The following is an 18,502-nucleotide window of genomic DNA, read 5'->3' as shown; positions in this document are numbered from 1 at the left end:
CCGTCGCTTTGCCCTGTCCAACAAGGAACTTTCTGTGCGCGCCTACGCCGATCACGATTACCCTGCCCACCATAAACCGGACTGGAAGGTGATCGCCGGGCTCTGGCCTTATCTGGCCGAATTTCGCGGTCGGGTGGCGCTGGCGCTGGTTTTGCTGGTGCTGGCCAAACTGGCGACCGTGGCCACCCCGGTGGCGCTCAAGTACATCGTCGACTACCTCGATCAGAATCGTGGCGGCGAGTTGCTGCTGTGGATCCCGGTGCTGCTGGTGCTGGCCTACGGGTCGCTGCGTTTTGGTGCCACCCTGTTCAGTGAGCTGCGCGATGCGGTCTTTGCCCGGGTGGCGGAACGGGCCATGCGCCGGGTGTCGTTGCGGGTGTTCCGGCATTTGCACAACCGCGAGCTGGCGTTTCACCTGGACCGCAAGACCGGCGGTCTGGCCCGGGACATCGAACGCGGCACCAACGGTATCAGTTTCCTGCTGCGCTTCACCCTGTTCAACATCGTCCCTACCCTGCTGGAAATCCTGATGGTGGCCGGCATCTTGTTGGTGGTGTTCAACGCCGGCTACGTACTCGCCATTCTGGTGGCCGTGGTGGTCTACGTGCTGTTCTCGATCCGGGTGACCGAGTGGCGGACACGATTTGTGCGCGAGGCCAATGCCCGGGACAACCAGTCCAATTCCCGGGCGGTGGACAGCCTGCTCAACTACGAAACGGTCAAATATTTCAACAACGAGGCCTTTGAGGCCGAGCTTTACGACCAGGATCTGCAGGACTGGGAGCAGGCTCGCCTGAAGAACCGGCTGTCACTGGCGGTGCTGAATGGCGGCCAGGCGCTGATCATCGGGGTGGCGCTGATTGTCATCATGGCGATGGCGGTACGGGAAGTGGCCAGTGGTACCATCACCCTGGGCGACTTCACGATGATCAACGCCTATCTGATCCAGCTGTTCATTCCCCTGAACGCCCTGGGCTTCGTGTATCGGGAAATCCGTCAGGCCCTGGTCAATGTCGAGCGCCTGTTCGGCCTGCTGGGGGATGAGCCGGCCATTGAAGACGCGCCCGATGCCCGGCCGCTGAGGATTACCAGCGGTGAGGTTGTCTTCGATCATGTCGAGTTTGCTTACCGCCCGGATCGGCCCATCCTGCAGGACGTGACGGTCCGGATTCCGGCCGGCCACACGGTGGCGGTGGTGGGTGCCAGCGGCGCTGGAAAGTCCACCCTGGCCCGGCTGTTTTTCCGGTTCTACGACGTCGATGCCGGTGCCATCTGCATTGATGGCCAGGACATCCGCTCGGTCACCCAGGACAGCCTGCGCTCGGCCATTGGTGTGGTGCCCCAGGATACCGTGCTGTTCAACGATACCCTGTATCGCAATCTGGCCTACGGCCGGCCCGATGCGAGCGAAGCGGAAGTGTACGAGGCCGCGCGGCTGGCGCATCTGGAGGAGTTTATCCACAGTCTGCCGGACGGCTATGAGACCCGGGTTGGCGAGCGCGGACTGAAGTTGTCGGGCGGCGAAAAACAACGGGTGGCGATTGCCCGGGTGATCCTGAAGAATCCACCCCTGCTGATCCTTGATGAGGCCACCTCGTCCCTGGATTCCTTATCGGAACAGGCCATCGTTGGCGCCCTGAATGAAGTCAGCCGGCAGCGAACCACCCTGGTGATTGCCCACCGCCTGTCCACCGTCCGGGATGCCGATACCATCCTGGTCATGGACGCCGGCCGGATCATCGAGCGTGGCCATCACCAGGAGCTGCTGGCCCGGAACGGTCGCTATGCCCAGCTGTGGCACCAGCAGCACCATGGCACCCAGGCCGATACCGACGAGTCCGGGTCTAGCGCAGACTGAGCCGCTGGGCCAGACCGGAGGCCCGGACCACCTGTTGCTGCACGCTGTCCTGTAATACCCCGGCATCGCCGGTGATCAGGCTGAACCAGTTGCGGGCCCGGGTAATCCCGGTGTAGATCAGCTCCCGGGTCATCACCGGGCTGAGCCGGTCTGGCAACACCAGGCAGGTGTGGTTGAATTCCGAGCCCTGGGATTTGTGTACCGTCATGGCGTATACGGTTTCTACCTGCTGCAGCCGACTCGGCGAAATCCAGCGAATGGTGTCGGTGCCGTCAGACGCCGGGAAAGCCACCCGGGGTGTGGTCTTGGGGTGGCCCTGATGATCCCGGTCCCAGGGCACCTCCACGGTGATCCCGATATCCCCGTTCATCAGGCCGAGATTGTAATCGTTGCCGGTGACCAGCACCGGACGGCCGCTGTACCAGGTTTTTCCGGCATCAATGAGCCGGTGCGCCAGCAACTGTTGGGTTACCAGTTCGTTGATGCCTTCCACACCCCAGGGGCCTTTGCGTAGGGCGCACAGGATCTGAAAATCCGCGAATGCCTCGAGTAAAGACCGCGCCAGCTGATCCCACTGCTCGCGGCTGCTGTCTGCGTTTAATTGGGCGTCATTAAGCCGTGTCAGATAGTGCCGGTAGCCCACGGGCGGCGTTAGCAAGCTGTCCTTGCCGGGCCGGCCCTCGCCCCGATTCCGGAAGGCCTCCGGGCTGCCGCTGATGGCGTGGTTGGCCACCAGCGCCAGGGTGCTGTCGCGATCCGGGCGGCGCCAGCCGCCGTTCAGCCAGATCACATCGTTGAAGCCGCCATCACGACAGGCGGCCAGGGTGCTCGCATCCAGCCGGTTGGTGTTGACCGCCTCGGCCAGTTGGCCAATGCCGCTGTACTCGTCGAACCGGAAACTCTTGCGCAGCATGGCCACGGCCTGGTCCGGCTGCTGGCCGTCCGGGTCCTGCAGCTCGCCGGGCAAGGTGTGGCCGGTGATGGCGGTCAGCCAGTCGGCGGTGGCCGGGGTGTAGTGAGCGGCGGCCGCGCGCTGGCACAGCTCCCCCAGCACCGCACCGGCATCCACCGACGCCAACTGATCCTTGTCGCCCAGCAGAATCAGTTGCGCCGAGGCCGGTAGCGCCTCGAATACCGAGGCCATCAGATCCACATCAACCATGGAGGCTTCGTCGATCACCAGGATATCCACCAGCAGCGGGTTGTCCCGGTTATGCCGGAACTGGCGGGTGTCGGGCCGGCTACCCAGCAGCCGGTGCAGGGTGGTGACCCGGGTGGGGATGTCATCCAGACTGACCTGACCGGGTAACTGTCCCAGCGGCAGTTCGCTGGCCGCGCCGCCGATAGATTCGTTCAGCCGTGCTGCGGCCTTGCCGGTGGGGGCTGCCAGGCGGATTCGGTACTTGCGGCCGTCGGCCCGGTCTGAGGTGGTTCCGGCCACCGCCTGCAATGCCGCCAACAGCTTGACCACAGTGGTGGTCTTGCCGGTTCCGGGGCCGCCGGTAATCACCGCAAACCGGTTCCGGGCGGCCAAGGCACAGGCCAGCTGCTGGTAATCGACCTCGCTCTGGTGGCCAAACAGGATCCCCAGGGCCTGGCTCAGGGTGGTTGAGGCGGTACTGGCGGTATCGGCCAGGGGCGATGGCAACGCCAGACGGCCGTGGATACCTTCGGCTATCCGTTGCTCGTAGCGCCAGAACCGGCGCAGGTACAGGCGACTGTCGTTCACCACCAGCGGTGTAGTCAGTGAACCATCACTTACCGCGCAGCTATTGTGAATAGTGGACAGGCAGTCAGCCAGCTTGAGCCTGGCCAGAATGTCCCGGGGCGACAGGGCAGTCTCCGTATCGGCTGCCGGCACAAAGGGAATGTTGTCCTCCGGTGGCAGTGCCAGGGTCGCCTCGGCGTCCTGCAGCAACTGGCTCAGATCGATACAGACATGACCCCGGCCGACCTGGTGCGAGGTCAAAGCGGCCAGCAACAGCAACAAGGGTTCAGGGGCTTCGCCCTGCTCTTCGCTGAGACTGCGGATCAGTCGGGCAAAGCCGACGTCGAGGGGCCGCAGCCAATCCTGCTCTTGCCACTGCGCGAGCAGCGCATCCATGGTGTCCAGACAGGCAAACAGCTGTTGGCGATCGATCGCCGGCGCGGGCGCTGGATCCGGGATGCCCGTGTCGATTTCGCTGCCGAGATCGAGGGCGAACTGTTGATCGGAATGACGGGTCTTGCTCATGCCATAGCCTCCCCGGCCGCGGTTTCACCATCGAACAGGGCATCGAGCTGTTCGATCAGCGCCCTTGGCGGTTTGTCGGTAAAGGCCCCGGCGGTACTGGCCCGGTAGCCGCGCAGGAACAGGTAGACTGCGCCGCCGACGTGTTGGTCGTAGTCATAACCCGGCAACCGGGCACTCAACAGGCGATGCAGCGCCAGCAGATAGAGCACGTATTGCAGGTCGTAGCGTTTGTCCAGGATCGCCTCGCCCATGGCCTGGTCGGTGTAGGCACTGTCGGTGTCGCCCAGGGCGTTGGATTTGTAGTCCAGCACGTAGTACTGCCCGTTGTGTTCGAACACCAGATCGATAAAGCCCTTGAGCATGCCGTTGAAGCGCCCGGCCTCGGCTCTGGGCCGGTCTGCGCCGTTCAGGGTGTGGGCTTGCACCAGCTGGTCCAGGCGGCCGATGCTGACGTTGCGGCTCTCAAACCAGAATTCCAGTTCCGGTCGCAGCTGGCCTAGCTCGGCCAGGCTGACCTGCTCGGGCCGACCACGCTGCAGCACCAGCGGCTGCTGGATCAGCCCCAGCACCCAGTGCTCAAGCGCCCCCGCCCAGTCGCTCCAGCCCCGGGTACTGCAGCGTCGGCTCAAATAGTCCCGCAACAGCGTCGGGTTATCGGCGATGGTCCGAAAGCCCTGCTGGCAGCACCACTCCAGGACATCGTGCAGGAAGGTGCCGGGTCCGGCGCCCTTGGGGAAGCCATGGTGGTCGTCCGGTAGCGCTGGCTCCGGGGCACCGGTAAGGGATTCGGGGCCGACGTCCTGGGCGCTTTCTTCGAGCAGGTTCTGGGTCTCGGCGTCTTCCACCTCACCCCGGAACACCACGCCGGTGCCGCTGAGCCCGCTGTATTCAATCGCCGAGTAACTGGCAATCCACCAGTCCTCCCGGGCCTCGCGCTCCGAAACCAGCGCCGGTCCAAGAGTATCCGGGGCTGGCTGTTGATAGCCGGAATCGGAGGGCTCGGGCAGAGGCGTGACCTGGATGGCCGGTTCGCCATCGGCCACGGCCGTCAGCCATCCGGTCAAAGGCGCCGGCCGTCCAGTCAGGGTTGCCTGGTCGCCGCCCGGCTCAGGCGGTTGCGCCCCACTCTGTCCGGTCACCAGATAACCCAGTCCGCTCTGGGACCATTGGTCGATTTCGGCGACCCCAACCCAGGTGGCAAATCGGGCCCGGGTCAGCGCCACGTAGAGTTTGCGGATGTCTTCGCCCAGGCGTTCCCGGTCGGCCCGGGCAATGTCGTCCGGGCCGGGATCGAACACGGTCACCAGTTTGCCCTGGTCGTCGTGGTAACGGACCCAGGCCTGGGACTCTTTCTGGGCCCGGAACGAGGTGCCGAAGGGCAGGAACACCAGTGGGTATTCCAGGCCCTTGGATTTGTGCACGGTGATCACCTGCACCAGGCCGGCGTCGCTTTCCAGGCGCAGGGTGCGATGCTCGTCCTCTTCGTCGGCGGCCCGCAGGATCTGGGTAAAGTGGTGCACCAGGGCGTGCTCGCCATCCAGTTGCAGGCTGTCCTGCTGCAGCAGCTCGGCGATGTGCAGGATGTCGGTCAGGCGGCGTTCACCGTCCGGCCGTGGCAGCAAGCGCGCGGGCACCTCGAAGTCCATCAGCAGGCTGCGCAGCATCGGCAGCACACCCTGGTTCTGCCACTGCTGCTGGTAGCCCATGAAGCGCTCAATTTCACGCTCAAGGGCGAGCTCATCGGTCAGTAACCGATTCAGGTCCTGCCAGGTTTGCGCCAGGGTCGGGGTTGCCAGCGCCGCCCGGGTGAGGCTCAGCTGTCGCGGCTCCGCCACCGCGCGCAGCCAGCACAGCACTTCCGCGGCCGTTGGCGAGGTCAGCACCGAATCCCGGTCCGACAGGTACACGCTCTTGATGCGCCGTTCGGCCAGGGCCGCGCGAACCGCGCCGGCCTCGGTCCGGTTGTTCACCAGGATGGCAATGTCGCCGGGGCGGACGGCTTGCAGGTCGGAGACATCGTCGGTGCGGGCAAAGCCGGCCCGGCCCTGCTGGCCCAGAGTCAGCAGGCGGGCAATTTCGCTGCCGCAGGCCTCGGCCAGATCCGCGGTTGCCGCGCCCTTGGCCAGGCCTTTCGGGTTGCCGGCCTTGTCCTCGGCGCCGCTCTGAAGGGCCCACAGTGTCAGGCTGGGCTGGACGTCGCCGTCGACTGACCACAGGCGTTTGGTGCCGTTGGCATCCACGCCCTGGAATGGCAGTGGCGAGCGATCCCCGGGGCCAAACAGAAAGGCGCCGTCACGGCTGGTCCGGTCGGCGTGCTCGAACACCCGGTTGACCGCCTGCACCATGGGCCTGGCGGAACGGAAGTTCCGACCCAGGGTGTAGGTGCGTTCGCGGGCGCCCTGGCGTGCCTGCAGGTAGGTGTAGATGTCGGCACCGCGGAAGCCGTAAATCGCCTGCTTGGGGTCTCCGATCATCAACAGGCAGGTGTTGGGGTCGTTGTCCGCGACCCGGTACACCCGATCGAAAATGCGGTACTGGACCGGGTCGGTGTCCTGGAATTCGTCGATCAGCGCGACCGGGAACTGCCGGCGGATGGTGGCCGCCAGCTGGTCACCCCGGGGGCCGTGCAAGGCGTCGTCCAGGCGGGTGAGCAGGTCGTCGAAGCCCATTTCCGAGCGTTTCTGTTTCTCGGCTTCCAGCCGCTTGGCGATCCACCGGGTGGCGTGCCGAAGTAGGTCAGATTTGGCGCTCGGCAGGTTCTGGCTGAAGGCCATCAGTTCCTCGATGGCGGTGAAGGCGGCGTGGTCGGGGGCGGGCTCGTCGCCCTTGAGCTTGGTTGGCAGCACGGTCGGGGTCTGGTTCTGGAACCCGGCCTTGTCGAGGCCGTTCGGCACCAGCGTGTCGGAGGCCTGCCAGTCCAGCAGGGTATCCCAGGCCGCAACCATCGCTTTCTTGCTGCCGCCGTGCAGACGCTTGGCCTTCTGCAGTTCATCCAGCAGCTCCAGAACCTCGTCTTTCCAGCTGGCCCACGGATAGTCTTTCAGCTGCTGGGCCCTATCCTGGCGCTGGCGCTGGACCGCTTCGATGACGGCTTTCACGTCGCCCTCGCAAGGGGCCAGCTGCTCGGCCTCGGTCAGCAGGTTGCGAACTGCCAGGCGCAGCTCGCCCGGGGTTTTCCAATGGCCGAGCACATCGTCCATCAGCGTCGGCGGCAACGGGTAAATGAAGGTGCGCCAGTAATCCCGGACCACCTCGTCCAGCAGGTCGCTCTGGTCGGTTTCCAGGGTCAGCTTGAACAGGCTGCCACTGTCGAAGGCGTGCTCACTGAGCATGCGATTGCACCAGCCGTGAATGGTGGACACCGCGGCCTCGTCCATCCACTCCGCGGCCAGCAACAGTTTCTTGCGGCAGTCCGGCCAGGACGACGGATCCGGATAGCTCTGGTCCCGGAGCTGGAAAATCAGCGCGGTTTCCGGCGACGCCGTGGCCGCATCGGCGGTGTCGGAAAACACCTCGGCGGCCTGGGTCAGGCGGGTGCGGATGCGGTCCCGGAGTTCCTTGGTGGCGGCGTCGGTAAAGGTCACCACCAGCAGATTGGGCGGCAACATGCCCTGGGCCAGCGGACTGTCCGCCGGTTGCTGGTGCCCCAGCACCAGACGCACGTACAGAATGGCAATGGTGAAGGTCTTGCCGGTACCGGCGCTGGCCTCAATCAGGGTGCTGCCGTGCAGTGGCAGGGTTAACGGATCCAGGTTCGGATTGCGGGTCATGGTGTCGGTGCTCATGCCTCTGCTCCCACTGTGCCGGCTGCGGATTTGCCCTGCTCGGCTTCCCAGAGCGGAACATAGAGTGCATGCAGCAGGGCCTCAAATTCGCCGCTCGCCAGCAGTGCCTCCGGGCTGTCGAAGGCACCACGCAGGTAGCCGGTGTCCCGCTCCAGGGCGATCTGGTAGGCCTGTTCGGCTTCGGCGATGGCGCGGTCGTGATCGCCCAGGTATTTCTTGCTTTGATAGTAGCTGGCGATCCAGGCGAAGCCGGCGTCGCAATGCAGCGGCAGCGCCCGAGTAATGGCCTGCATCCAGCCGGCCAGAATGGCGTTCAGCTGAGCCCGTGCCTGCTCTGGCGGCATCGGTGGGAAACGGAATTTCCGGCCCTCTTCCTTGGCCAGAATCAGAGTTTCGAAGGGTCGGTCAGTCAGCTGGCCCGCCAGGTGGATGAGCCAGTCGGCCATCAGGTTGGCGTAGCGCACCCGTCGGCCGGCGCCGGAGCCGGCCAGCAGGCTGGAGCGGGCAATGACCAGCCGGCACAGCTGGCCGTCCGGACCGGAGCGTAGGCCGTCGATCAGGTCCACCAGTTCGACCGCGCCAGTGGGGTCGCTGTAGCGGTAGTCCAGGGTGATGGGTTCAGCCAGGGCTTCCGGCCAGCTGCTCAAGGCACTGCGGTAGCGCTCGAACAGGTCCGGTAATCGCCCCGCCAGTTCGGTGCGCAGCCGGTGCTCGGTCACGCCCATGCCCAGATCGCCGCGCCGGGCCATCCGGTCCAGGGTGAGCTCCAATCGGTCGTGCAGCTCCGGTTCCGAGCCGGCTTTCAGGACACTGTTCTGGATCAGCTCGTTGTCCAGACGCCAACGGTCCAGCCCGGTCAGGTCGAAATTCTCGTTGTCGGTATCGTCGTCATCAACGGCGTCAAAGCGAACCTGCAGCCGACGTTGGTAAAAGGTATCGATGGGCTTTTTCAGGAACTGGGCAAGGTCGCTCAGGGTAATCGGCTCCTCGGGTTCCTGGTACGGCAGCGGTGCCTGCTCGGCGCCTGGCAATGCGCCGCCGTGGGCGGCGCGCCATTCCCGCTCATAGGTAAACAGGGTACCGGCGCGCAGCACCTCGGTGATCGGCTTGGCGGCGCTGTCCTCAGCACTGGAAAGCCCGTTGGCCCGAGGGAAATAGTCCCGGCTGAACGGTTGCAGCGGGTGCTCGGTGGTGAGCCCTTGGGCCACTGGTATATCGCCGTCACCGCACCAGCGCCAGAGGCTGTCGAGATGATCCCGTAACTGCCCTACCAGAACCGACGGCGGCCGCTCGGAGTCATCCCGGATGCTGCGCCCGACCCAGCTGATGTACAGCTGTTCCCGGGCCGACAGCAGCGCCTCCAGGAACAGGTAACGGTCGTCTTCCCGGCGTGAGCGGTCGCCAGGGCGATAGTCCTCGGCCATCAGATCGAAATCCACCGGGGGCCGTGACCGCGGGTAGTCGCCGTCGTTCATGCCCAGCAGGCAGACCCGGCGAAACGGAATCGCCCGCATCGGCATCAGGGTGGCGAAGTTGACCTTGCCGGCGAGAAAGCGCTGATTCAGGCCGCCTTCGTCCAGACCGTCCAGCAGCACGTCCTTGACGATGGTCAGTGGCAGCGGCTGGTCCTGCAGGCCGGCGGCCAGGGCATTGTCCAGCCACTGCTCAAGCTGACGTTGAAACCGGTTCAGCAACAGCAGGTCGCTGCCTTCAAGCTGATCAAAGAAGCGCTCGAGCATGGCCGAGAACAGGGTTTCCCAGCCGCTGGGGGTGCGGGCTTCCTGCAGTTCCTGCCAGAGCAGTTCCAGTTGGTGGACAAAGTCGTTCAGCCGGCCGGCCAGACTGGCTTGCAGGCCACCGATTTCGCCGTAGGGTTCAACCCCGCCCCAGGGCTCGTCATCGCCCATGCCGTAGCCCAGCAGCATGGCCTGAAGGCCTTTTTGCCAGGTGTTGCGGTCCAGGTGTGCCGGCAGTTCCAGGCTTTCCCGGTGCCGGCCGTGCAGGCCCCAGCGGATGTTGGCACCTTCCACCCACTGCCGGGCCAGCGGGATCTCGTCCTCGCTGATATCGAAGCGGTCACGGATGCCGGGCACCTCTAACAGACTGATGATCTCACTCATGGCGAACCGACTGCGCGGCAGCGACATCAGGGTTTCCAGCGCAATCAGCACCGGTTCGTGGTGGCGTTGGCCCTGATCCGAGATGGTGTACGGGATGTGGCGGTTGCGGTCGGACGGGTCACGGCCAAACACCGCCTGTATGTGCGGGGCGTACACGTTGATGTCGGGAACCATGACAATAACGTCCCGGGGCCTCAGGGTCGGGTCGGCGTTGAATGCTGCCAGCAACTGGTCGTGCAGGATTTCCACTTCCCGCTGGGGACTGTGGGCATCGTGAAACACCAGGGACTGATCCTGCGCCGGGGTTATCTGGCGATACTCGTCCCGGATATCCCGCAGCGGGGTCAGGTTGTAGATGTCGTTCTGGAGCTGGTGCAGCAGACGCGGGGCATCGGGCTGGCCGTGTTCGGAAAAGATGTCGATCTTCTGGTCCGGGGTCTGGAACCGGCTCCGGTACTCGTCCGGGTTATCGAATTCATCCAGCAGCCGAATGTAATCCCGGCCCTGCTTACCCCAAGCCGCCAGCAGCGGATTGGCGTGCTGGTGCAGCTGGTCCGGATCGTCGATCTGGGACAGCGTGGGATGGACACTGCCGCGCTTGCGTTCCGCCTTCAGCAGTTCCCGGTCACTGATGATGTCGGCCCAGTAGAACTGACAGGGGTTGTGCACACACAGCACCACCTGGCTGAAGCGACTGAGCACGTACAGCGCCTCTAGCGCCTGTCGGGGCAGCGACGATACCCCGAACACCACGATTCGCCGGGGGAGACGTTTCGGGTGCGCCGGCGCGGTCACGGTCTGGCCCACTTCCATGAACCGGGTGTGGATCTGCGAACGACTGGTGCGCGCCTCGACACCGACGTCTTCAACCAGGCGCCGCCACAGTACGGGTTGCCAGCGTCGCTCCGGGTCCAGGATTTTTTCGTCATTGCGGGCGGTGATCACCACATCCCGGCCCTGCTCCCAGGCACTGAGCCAATCGGCCCGGAAGACCTGATACTGGTCGAACAGATCGGCCACTTTTTCGGCCAGCTGGAAGGTTCGAAGTTCTGGATCGCTGCCGTCGAGAAAGCGAGCCAGGGGCGTGAAGACTTCGTCCTGCCCGACCAGTTCCGGCAGCAGCCGATACAGCCGCCACACCAGCCGGTGCTTGTCGAACGGCGACTGTTCCGGCACATCTCCGGCGGGCAACACCGCCCGATAGGCCTGCCAGATGAAGCGTGCCGGGAACAGGAAATCCATACCGGCGGCGATGCCCAGGCCGCCACCCTCGTCCGACCGCTGCTCCGCCAACGCCAGTTTCAGCCACTGGGCAATGCCGTTGCTCTGCACCAGAAAGGTCTCGCTCTCCAGGGGCGGCAGCGGTGTCTGCTGGCACACGAACACCACGGCTCGGCGCAGGTCTTCCAGGTGATTGGCGTGGATGGCATGGAAGCCGGGTTCGATGGCGGAATGGTCGGCCATGGGGGTCCTTTTATTAGGAGATCCGGTACGAATGCGGGTTTCAATCCTGAGGGTACAGGTTACCGCATGTGGTCACAGAATCAGACCGCAATAAGAGGAATGGCCTGGCAGATAAACGTGATGAGAAAAACTGGGAGCGAGCGAACACCGGCGTTTTGCCGGCGCTGTCGTCGACGGGTTCGGTCAGCCCGGATTCAGAGTGGAACCCGCATGGTTTCAGAGCTGGTTACGGGCATGCCAATCATCTCGTCGGTGCCGGTAGGCGGAATCACTTCGGTCTTCGCCACCTGGTAATCGTGGAAGAAGTCCCGCACGGCACAGGCGCCGGTAAACATAACGACGTGGTCGTGGGTATCGGTCAGGACATAACCTACGCCATCCAGATAAAAGCGGGCCATGTAATAACGGCCTTCCATGGAGACGATTTCCAGCAGGGAGATGGGATCGTGTTTGTGGCTTTTCAGTTCGCCGGTATTCATGTGCATAGGAAATTGACCTCGGATTTATCGGCGTCGTCCAAAAATGTACGAGGCCGGTGTGCAAACAGGTCAATAAACGATCAACAAAGGTGGGTGAAGTAGGCTGGGGTTGCCGCGAGGCAAAACGGATCTGTGGCGCAAGCAGAAGCGTATTGTTTATTACATGAACAATGGAGGGTATCTCGATGGATAGTTTCGCCATCATCCCCAACCGCGCGAGCCTGACCGCCCGAGTTTTCCTGGTTGCTTTGGTACTGCTGGCGCTGGTGCTTACCGCCCGGCCCCTGGCGGCCGACAAGGATTCCGACATTCGGGAAACAATCCTGCGGCAAATTGAAGCCTTCGCCAATAATGATGAGGAGCAGGCCTGGGCCCATGCCTCCGAAGGCATCAAACGCCGTTTCGGCAGCTCGGACGTGTTTATCAACATGGTGCGGCAGGCGTATCCGGCAGTACACAGTGCTACCGCGATCGAGTTTACCGATCGGGTACCCCACGGCGCCTTTGAAATCCAGGGGGTGCGACTGCAGGGGCCTGAAGGCAAACGTTGGGACGCTTACTACCGCATGGTGCTGGTGGACGGCGTCTGGAAGATTGCCGGGGTTCAGCTCAAGCCGGCAAAGCTGGGCATCTGATCGCTGCCACTTAATTTCGATCAGTTTCGGTCACCTGCAATCAGTTACACCAGGTGGCGGCCGCCGTCCAACGGCAGGTTGCGCCCGGTGATGTAAGGGTTGTCGAGCAGGAACTGCAGGGTCTGCACCGCCACGTCCACCCCCGGCTCAATGCCCATCAGGGATTTTTTCAGGGTTTTTTCCCGGTAGGCCTCACTGTCACCTGGATTGAACATGATCAGCGATGGGGCGAGGCTGTTCACCTTCACCTTGGGCGCCAGCAGCCGGGCAAATGACAGGGTCAGGTTGGCCAGGGCTGCTTTGCTGGCGGCATAGCCGATGTGCTTGGCACTGCCCTTTTCGACCACGTAATCGGTCATGTGGATAATGTCGGTGGGTAGCTCATTGTTTTCCAGCAGCGCCCGACACGCCAGGTTGATGCGGTAGGGCGTCATGGCGTGAATCTGCATCATCGCCTGCATCACCTCGCCCGGATCGGTGTCGTTACTCTCCGGCAGCCAGTCTGAGGCATTGTGGATGATCGCCCGCAGGCTATCGGTTTTCGTCATCAGGGTGTCGATAAAGGCATCGATGCCCTCGTTCGTGGCAAAATCCGCGTGCACGCAGTCGGCCCCGGCTTTTTGCAGGGCGTCCACCGCCGGGCGATAGGTGCGGTAAGTGGCTATTACCGGCTGGCCCTGCTCGAGACAGGTTTTGGCAAACGCCAGGCCAATGCGTTGGCCGGCGCCGGTGATCAGAATGGGAGCGGTCATGGCATTCTCCTGTCGATGAGACATTGAATACGCCAGAATGCCGGCCTCGGGTCATCAGCCCACCACAACCCCGACTGCCGTCAACCGAATCAGCCACCAGGAGGCATCACCCGGACCATGGCCAGCCCCAGACCCAGCTATCGGAAACCGGGCACCGCGAATCTTGAGAACCCGCTGTATTACCTGGAAAACATGGAGACCGTGGTGGCCTGGGTCCGGGATCACCACGCCGATCTGTTGACCGACGCCGAGCAGTGCCGGCTGACTGGATTCCTGACCCTGCCGATGCCGGCGCGGGCCCTGCTGACCCGGCTGGTGATGCGCACCGGAGAACATTTTCGCACCGACAAACTCAACTACCCCGAACTGACGGTGGCTGAATCCGTGGCGCTGGAGCCGCTGATCGCCAACGACTGGCTGGAGGCCGAGCCGTTACTGGAACTTGAGCAGTTGTTCCGTCTGTACACGCTACCGGAGCTGCGGTTGGTGTTTGCCGGCGAGCTCGAGACCCTGGGTTTGCCAAAATCCCTGGCCAAGTCCCGGATGTTGGAGAACCTACACCCCCGCTTTCCCGACCCGCGACCATTGGCGGACTGGCTGGGCCGGTCGGCGGCACCGGTGGTGCGCCTGAAGCAGATGGCATTGTTTGATCGTATCCGGCTGATGTTCTTCGGCAACCTGCGCCAGAGCTGGTCCGATTTTGTGCTGGTGGAGCTGGGACACCAGCGCTACGAGCCAGTACCGTTCACACCGGATTCCCGCGCCTTCGCCCAGCGGGCGGAAGTGGACTGTTACCTGGTCATGCATCAGTGCCGGCAATGGCTGGACGAGGGCGTGCCTGCGGCTGAGGTCTGGCCGGAGGTGCCTGGTGAATTGAGTAATCCCTGGCTGACCAGCCGGCGGAACCGGCTGTTGCTGGAGCTGGGCCGGCAGGCCGAACGCCAGGGTGAGCGCGAACTGGCGGTGAGGGCGTTTGCTGCCAGCGGCCATCGGGAAGCCAGGCTGAAACAGCTGCGGCTGCTGGAGCGATTGAAACGCTTTGACGAAGCCTGGGCCATTGCCACCGCCTGGCAGCAACAGCCCCTCAGTGATGCCGAGGCCCAGGGCCTGGCGCGAATCCTGAAACGGCTGGCCGTCAAGCTGGCCCAACCCTCCCCCCTGAGTTCCGGCTATCCCCAGCTGCGGGAGTGGTCGGTGGCGTTGCCCAGGCCGACAACCGGTTCGGTGGAGTTCTCGGTGCTGCAACATTTATCACAGGACCAGGCGCCGGTGTTCTATGTCGAGAACACCCTGATCACTGGCCTGTTCGGCCTGCTGTGTTGGAGCACTGTCTTTGAGCCACTGCCCGGCGCCTTCTTCCATCCGTTTCACGTCGGCCCCGCGGACCTGACCCGAGACGATTTTGTCGAGCGTCGGCAGGCGTCGTTCGATCGCTGTTTTGCTGCTCTTTCAGATGGCAGCTACCAGCGCCGAATTCTCGACACCTATGACGCCAAGTACGGCATTGCCAATCCGTTCGTGATCTGGCCGGTGCTTACGCCGGATCTGCTGGATCTGGCTTTGGCCTGTATTCCGGCCGCGGATCTGGAGCAGCTGTTCCGGCGCCTGTTGCTGAACATCCGCGAGCACCGAAGTGGCTTTCCAGATCTGATCCAGTTCCACCCGGAGGCGCCGGCGTCCGCGCCGCGCTACCAGATGATCGAGGTGAAAGGGCCGGGTGACCGATTGCAGGACCACCAGATTCGCTGGCTGGCTTTCTTTGCCGACCAGGGCATTCCCGCCAGTGTCTGTTACGTGCGCTGGCACCCTGAAGGAGCCTCGACGTGAAAGTTGCGGTCCGGACCCTGTGTGAATTCGCCGCCCGGGAGGGCGACCTGGATTTCCGTTACACCCCGGCGCCCAGCTCCGAGGAGGGCATTGCCGGTCATCAGGCGATCCAGGATCGGCGCGGTTACGGTTATAAAAGTGAGTATTTACTAACCGGAGAGTGCTTGGGCCTGGAGCTTTCGGGCCGGGCCGACGGCTACCATCCACACCAGGGCCGGCTGGAGGAAATCAAGACCCACCGGGGCGACTTGTCCCGGATCCGGGAGCATCAACGGGCCCTGCACCGGGCCCAATTGCGGGCCTACGGGGCGCTGCTGTGCCGGCAGGAAAAGCTTAAAAAACTGGAGTTAGTGCTGGTGTATTACGACACCGGCCGGGACAAGGAAACCCCGATTGCTGAAACCGCCAGCGCCGAGCAGCTGTGGCAGGAACTGGAAGCCCTGTGTGCCAAATACCAAGCCTGGGCCGAGTGGGAGGCGGAGCACCGTGAGCGTCGGGATGCTCGACTGCGGGCCCTGCAGTTTCCGTTTGCCGATTTCCGGCCCCGACAGCGCCAGCTGGCGGAGACCGTGTACCGCAACACCCTGAACGCCGGCACCCTGCTGCTGGAGGCACCCACGGGCCTGGGTAAGACCCTGGGTACGCTGTTTCCGTCTCTGATGGCGATGCCCGCCGCCAACCAGGACCGGCTGTATTACCTGACCTGTCGCAACACCACCCGGCAACTGGCGGTGGATGCCATCGAACGCCTGCGGGCGGCCCAGCCCGACCCCGACGACTGGCCGCTTCGGACTCTGGAACTGGTGGCTAAAGACGACGCCTGCGAGCATCCGGATAAGGCCTGTCACGGCGAGTCCTGCCCACTGGCGAAGGGGTTTTTTGACCGGTTGCCGGATGCCCGTGCCGAGGCAGTGCAGGCCGGTGCCACCCTGACCCGGGATCGGCTCGCCGCGATTGCCGCCGGACACCAGCTGTGTCCGTATTTCCTGGCCCAGGAAATGGCGCGTTGGAGCGACGTGGTGGTGGCCGATGTGAATCGGATGTTCGACCAGTCTGCCCTGCTCCACGGGCTGATCCGGCAGAACCAGTGGAAGGCCTCGGTGCTGGTGGACGAAGCCCACAATCTGGTGGATCGCGGCCGGGGCATGTACTCGGTGCGCCTGGATCAGCAGCGTCTGCTGCGGCTGCGCAAAACCGCGCCGAAAGTGCTGAAATCGCATTTGGATCGCACCGCGCGGGCCTGGCAGGGAGTGATTCGCGATCATGGTGACACCGGTGACACGGCCGTCTTTCTTGCGCAGTTGCCGTCGGCACTGACCGGCAGCCTGCTCGGGCTGGTGTCGGCGCTGACCGACTTCCTGGCCGACAACCCGCCCGATCTGGCGTTGCAGGAGCTGCTGTTCGAATCGGTGGCGTTCATGAAGCTGGCGGATTCCTTCGGTGACCATTCCCTGTGCGAGTTCCGGCGCGAGGGCCGGGGCCGGGCGCAGCTGACGATTCAGAATCTGGTGCCGGCGGACTTCCTGCGCGAGCGGTTTGCGGCCGCCAGCTCGGTGCTGTTGTTCTCCGCAACCCTCAGTCCGGGCATCTACCATCGGGATCTGCTGGGGCTGCCCGAGGACAGTCGCTTTACCTCGTTGCCCAGTCCGTTCAGTGCGGAGCAGTTGCAGGTTCACTTCACGCCCCGGATCAGTACCCGTCAGGCCCATCGCCAGGTCTCGGCCCAGCCTATTGCCGCGCTGATTGCCCGCCAGTACCGGGCGCGTCCGGGCCACTATCTCGCGTTTTTCAGCAGCTTCAAGTACATGAACGAAGTGGCGGTTGTGCTGGCCCGGGAGGCGCCAGAGGTGCCCCAACGCTCGCAACAGCCGGCCATGAGCCCGCAGCAACGCCGGGACTTTCTTGAGGGTTTCCATCGCAAATCCGGGAGCGTGGCGTTTGCGGTGCTTGGTGGCGTGTTCAGCGAAGGCATTGATCTGCCCGGCGATCAGCTGATCGGGGCGTTTGTCGCTACCCTGGGCCTGCCGCCCTTCGACGCCTGGCATGAATTACTCAAGGATCGTCTGCAACGACGGTTCGGCGCCGGCTACGACTATACCTATCTGATCCCGGGCTTACAGAAAGTCGCTCAGGCCGCCGGTCGAGTGATCCGCACGCCCGAGGACGAGGGTGTTATCTGGCTGATCGACGACCGCTTTCTCAAGCCGCCGGTGCGGGCCCTGCTCCCGGGCTGGTGGTTTGAGACGCCTGTGGAGCCCTGGCCGGACGGTGCTTCAGGGTCCGGTTGATGGTGACCGGCTGAACCGGTGCTTGGGGCTCGGCGATGGCGGCCAGGGCCTGATCGAGGGCGGCAGCGGCAATGGCTTCATGATTCTGGGGCAGCGAGTGCACCGGCACCGGCAGGAAATCCAGCAGCCGGTCGTCGCCAAAGGTCGCCAGTTTCAGTGCCGGGGTCAGGCCGCCGGGCTGTTCCAAAAGGACATCCAGTGCCCCTTGCAGCAAGGTGTAGGAGGCGGTGACCAGCGCTTCCGGTAGCGCCCGGTAGCTGAGCAGGTCCCGCATCAGGGCGGCGCCGGTCTGCCGGTCGTAGCGGGCGCCGCTGGATACCTCAGTGGCCCAGCCTAACTGCCGGGCCGCGGCTTCAAAGCCGGACCGGCGTTCCCGGGTCATGGCCAGGTCCGGTACGGCATCGAACCAGGCCACGGTGCCGGGGCCTTCGGTCAGCACCGAGCGGGTCAGGCTGTCGGCGGCGCACTGGTTATCGCTGACCACGCAGCGAATCAGTTCCGGCGACTGCGCCCGGTCCACCGCGATAACCGGCAGGCCATCGGCCTGTATGTCAGGGTAGAAAGGGTCGTGTTCCGACAGTGCGCTGGCCACGATCAGGGCGTCACAACGCCGTGCTTTCAGGGCGTAAGCCAGGGCTTTTTCGGTCTCCGGGTTATCGTCGGAGCCGGCGATCAGCAACTGGTAGCCGCGGGCACGGGCACCCTGTTCCAGCAGCTTGGCCAGCCGGGCGTAACTGGTGTTTTCCAGGTCCGGCAGGATGAAGCCCAGGGTTTTGCTGGCACCGCCGCGCAGGGCCGCAGCCTGGGCATCGACCTGAAACCGGTGCTCCCGGGCGATCGCCAGAACCTTGTCGATGGTGTCGGGCTTGATCCGCCGGGCCACGCCCTGACCATTCATGACATAGCTGGCGGTGGTTCTGGAGACACCGGCAAGTCGGGCGAGTTCGGCGAGTGTCATGGCGGTTCCCTGTTACGCGATTGCTTGATTTTCGATCATATCTGATACATTATCGATTCTATGTTTGCTGACACGATTCAGCAACCCCAAACATACGCTCACC

At 63.9% G+C, this 18,502-nt stretch carries 10 protein-coding genes; 4 read left to right on the top strand and 6 right to left on the bottom strand.

Going from position 1 to position 18,502, the window contains the following annotated elements:
• The first annotated feature begins 34 nt into the window (after positions 1-34).
• Positions 35-1,858 (top strand): ABC transporter transmembrane domain-containing protein, encoded by a 1,824-nt coding sequence (locus tag FGO67_RS02670; RefSeq protein ID WP_203299177.1) that lies wholly within the window; start codon positions 35-37, stop codon positions 1,856-1,858.
• Here the strand turns inward: FGO67_RS02670 and recD are convergent.
• The 4 genes from recD to FGO67_RS02650 all read right to left on the bottom strand — a co-directional run bounded on the left by recD (position 1,845) and on the right by FGO67_RS02650 (position 11,945).
• A complete protein-coding gene (gene recD, locus FGO67_RS02665; protein WP_203299176.1) occupies positions 1,845-4,091 on the bottom strand; it encodes an exodeoxyribonuclease V subunit alpha in 2,247 nt (748 codons plus the stop codon). The two genes, FGO67_RS02670 and recD, sit on opposite strands and share 14 nt — an antisense overlap.
• On the bottom strand, positions 4,088-7,876 hold the full coding sequence (recB, locus tag FGO67_RS02660) for an exodeoxyribonuclease V subunit beta (RefSeq protein ID WP_203299175.1): 3,789 nt from the start codon (positions 7,874-7,876) through the stop codon (positions 4,088-4,090). The genes recD and recB overlap by 4 nt, the downstream gene beginning before the upstream one ends.
• Positions 7,873-11,460 (bottom strand): exodeoxyribonuclease V subunit gamma, encoded by a 3,588-nt coding sequence (gene recC, locus FGO67_RS02655; RefSeq protein ID WP_203299174.1) that lies wholly within the window; start codon positions 11,458-11,460, stop codon positions 7,873-7,875. The genes recB and recC overlap by 4 nt, the downstream gene beginning before the upstream one ends.
• A gap of 194 nt (positions 11,461-11,654) precedes the next feature.
• Positions 11,655-11,945: a DUF6482 family protein gene (locus FGO67_RS02650; protein ID WP_203299173.1), complete on the bottom strand. Its 291-nt coding sequence runs from the start codon at positions 11,943-11,945 to the stop codon at positions 11,655-11,657.
• 179 nt (positions 11,946-12,124) lie between these two features.
• Between FGO67_RS02650 and FGO67_RS02645 the strand changes: the two genes are divergently transcribed.
• Complete coding sequence (locus FGO67_RS02645; protein WP_203299172.1) at positions 12,125-12,574, top strand: DUF4864 domain-containing protein; 450 nt, start codon at positions 12,125-12,127, stop codon at positions 12,572-12,574.
• A 44-nt stretch (positions 12,575-12,618) separates the two neighbouring features.
• On the opposite strand, the gene folM is transcribed toward FGO67_RS02645, so the two are convergent.
• Entirely contained in the window at positions 12,619-13,326 is a 708-nt protein-coding gene (gene folM / locus FGO67_RS02640) for a dihydromonapterin reductase (protein ID WP_203299171.1), read from the bottom strand.
• Between the two features lie 117 nt (positions 13,327-13,443).
• On the opposite strand from folM, the gene FGO67_RS02635 reads away from it, so the two are divergent.
• Positions 13,444-15,153 carry a VRR-NUC domain-containing protein gene (locus tag FGO67_RS02635; protein WP_203299170.1) on the top strand — a complete coding sequence of 570 codons (1,710 nt, stop codon included), beginning with the start codon at positions 13,444-13,446 and terminating at the stop codon, positions 15,151-15,153.
• Complete coding sequence (locus FGO67_RS02630) at positions 15,150-17,441, top strand: helicase C-terminal domain-containing protein (protein ID WP_203299169.1); 2,292 nt, start codon at positions 15,150-15,152, stop codon at positions 17,439-17,441. The genes FGO67_RS02635 and FGO67_RS02630 overlap by 4 nt, the downstream gene beginning before the upstream one ends.
• Here the strand turns inward: FGO67_RS02630 and cra are convergent.
• A complete protein-coding gene (cra, locus tag FGO67_RS02625) occupies positions 17,353-18,399 on the bottom strand; it encodes a catabolite repressor/activator (protein ID WP_203299168.1) in 1,047 nt (348 codons plus the stop codon). The genes FGO67_RS02630 and cra overlap by 89 nt on opposite strands.
• Positions 18,400-18,502 lie beyond the last annotated feature (103 nt).

Source organism: Marinobacter sediminum, from assembly GCF_016820575.1.
Classification (GTDB): domain Bacteria; phylum Pseudomonadota; class Gammaproteobacteria; order Pseudomonadales; family Oleiphilaceae; genus Marinobacter; species Marinobacter sediminum.
This window is presented reverse-complemented; position numbering and strand designations above follow the sequence as displayed.

Coding starts and splice junctions, on each gene's coding strand:
- cra (WP_203299168.1), bottom strand. CDS start 18,399: ATGACACTCGCCGAACTCGCCCGACTTGCCGGTGTCTCCAGAACCACC.
- recB (WP_203299175.1), bottom strand. CDS start 7,876: ATGAGCACCGACACCATGACCCGCAATCCGAACCTGGATCCGTTAACC.
- recC (WP_203299174.1), bottom strand. CDS start 11,460: ATGGCCGACCATTCCGCCATCGAACCCGGCTTCCATGCCATCCACGCC.
- folM (WP_203299171.1), bottom strand. CDS start 13,326: ATGACCGCTCCCATTCTGATCACCGGCGCCGGCCAACGCATTGGCCTG.
- FGO67_RS02650 (WP_203299173.1), bottom strand. CDS start 11,945: ATGCACATGAATACCGGCGAACTGAAAAGCCACAAACACGATCCCATC.
- FGO67_RS02645 (WP_203299172.1), top strand. CDS start 12,125: ATGGATAGTTTCGCCATCATCCCCAACCGCGCGAGCCTGACCGCCCGA.
- FGO67_RS02635 (WP_203299170.1), top strand. CDS start 13,444: ATGGCCAGCCCCAGACCCAGCTATCGGAAACCGGGCACCGCGAATCTT.
- recD (WP_203299176.1), bottom strand. CDS start 4,091: ATGAGCAAGACCCGTCATTCCGATCAACAGTTCGCCCTCGATCTCGGC.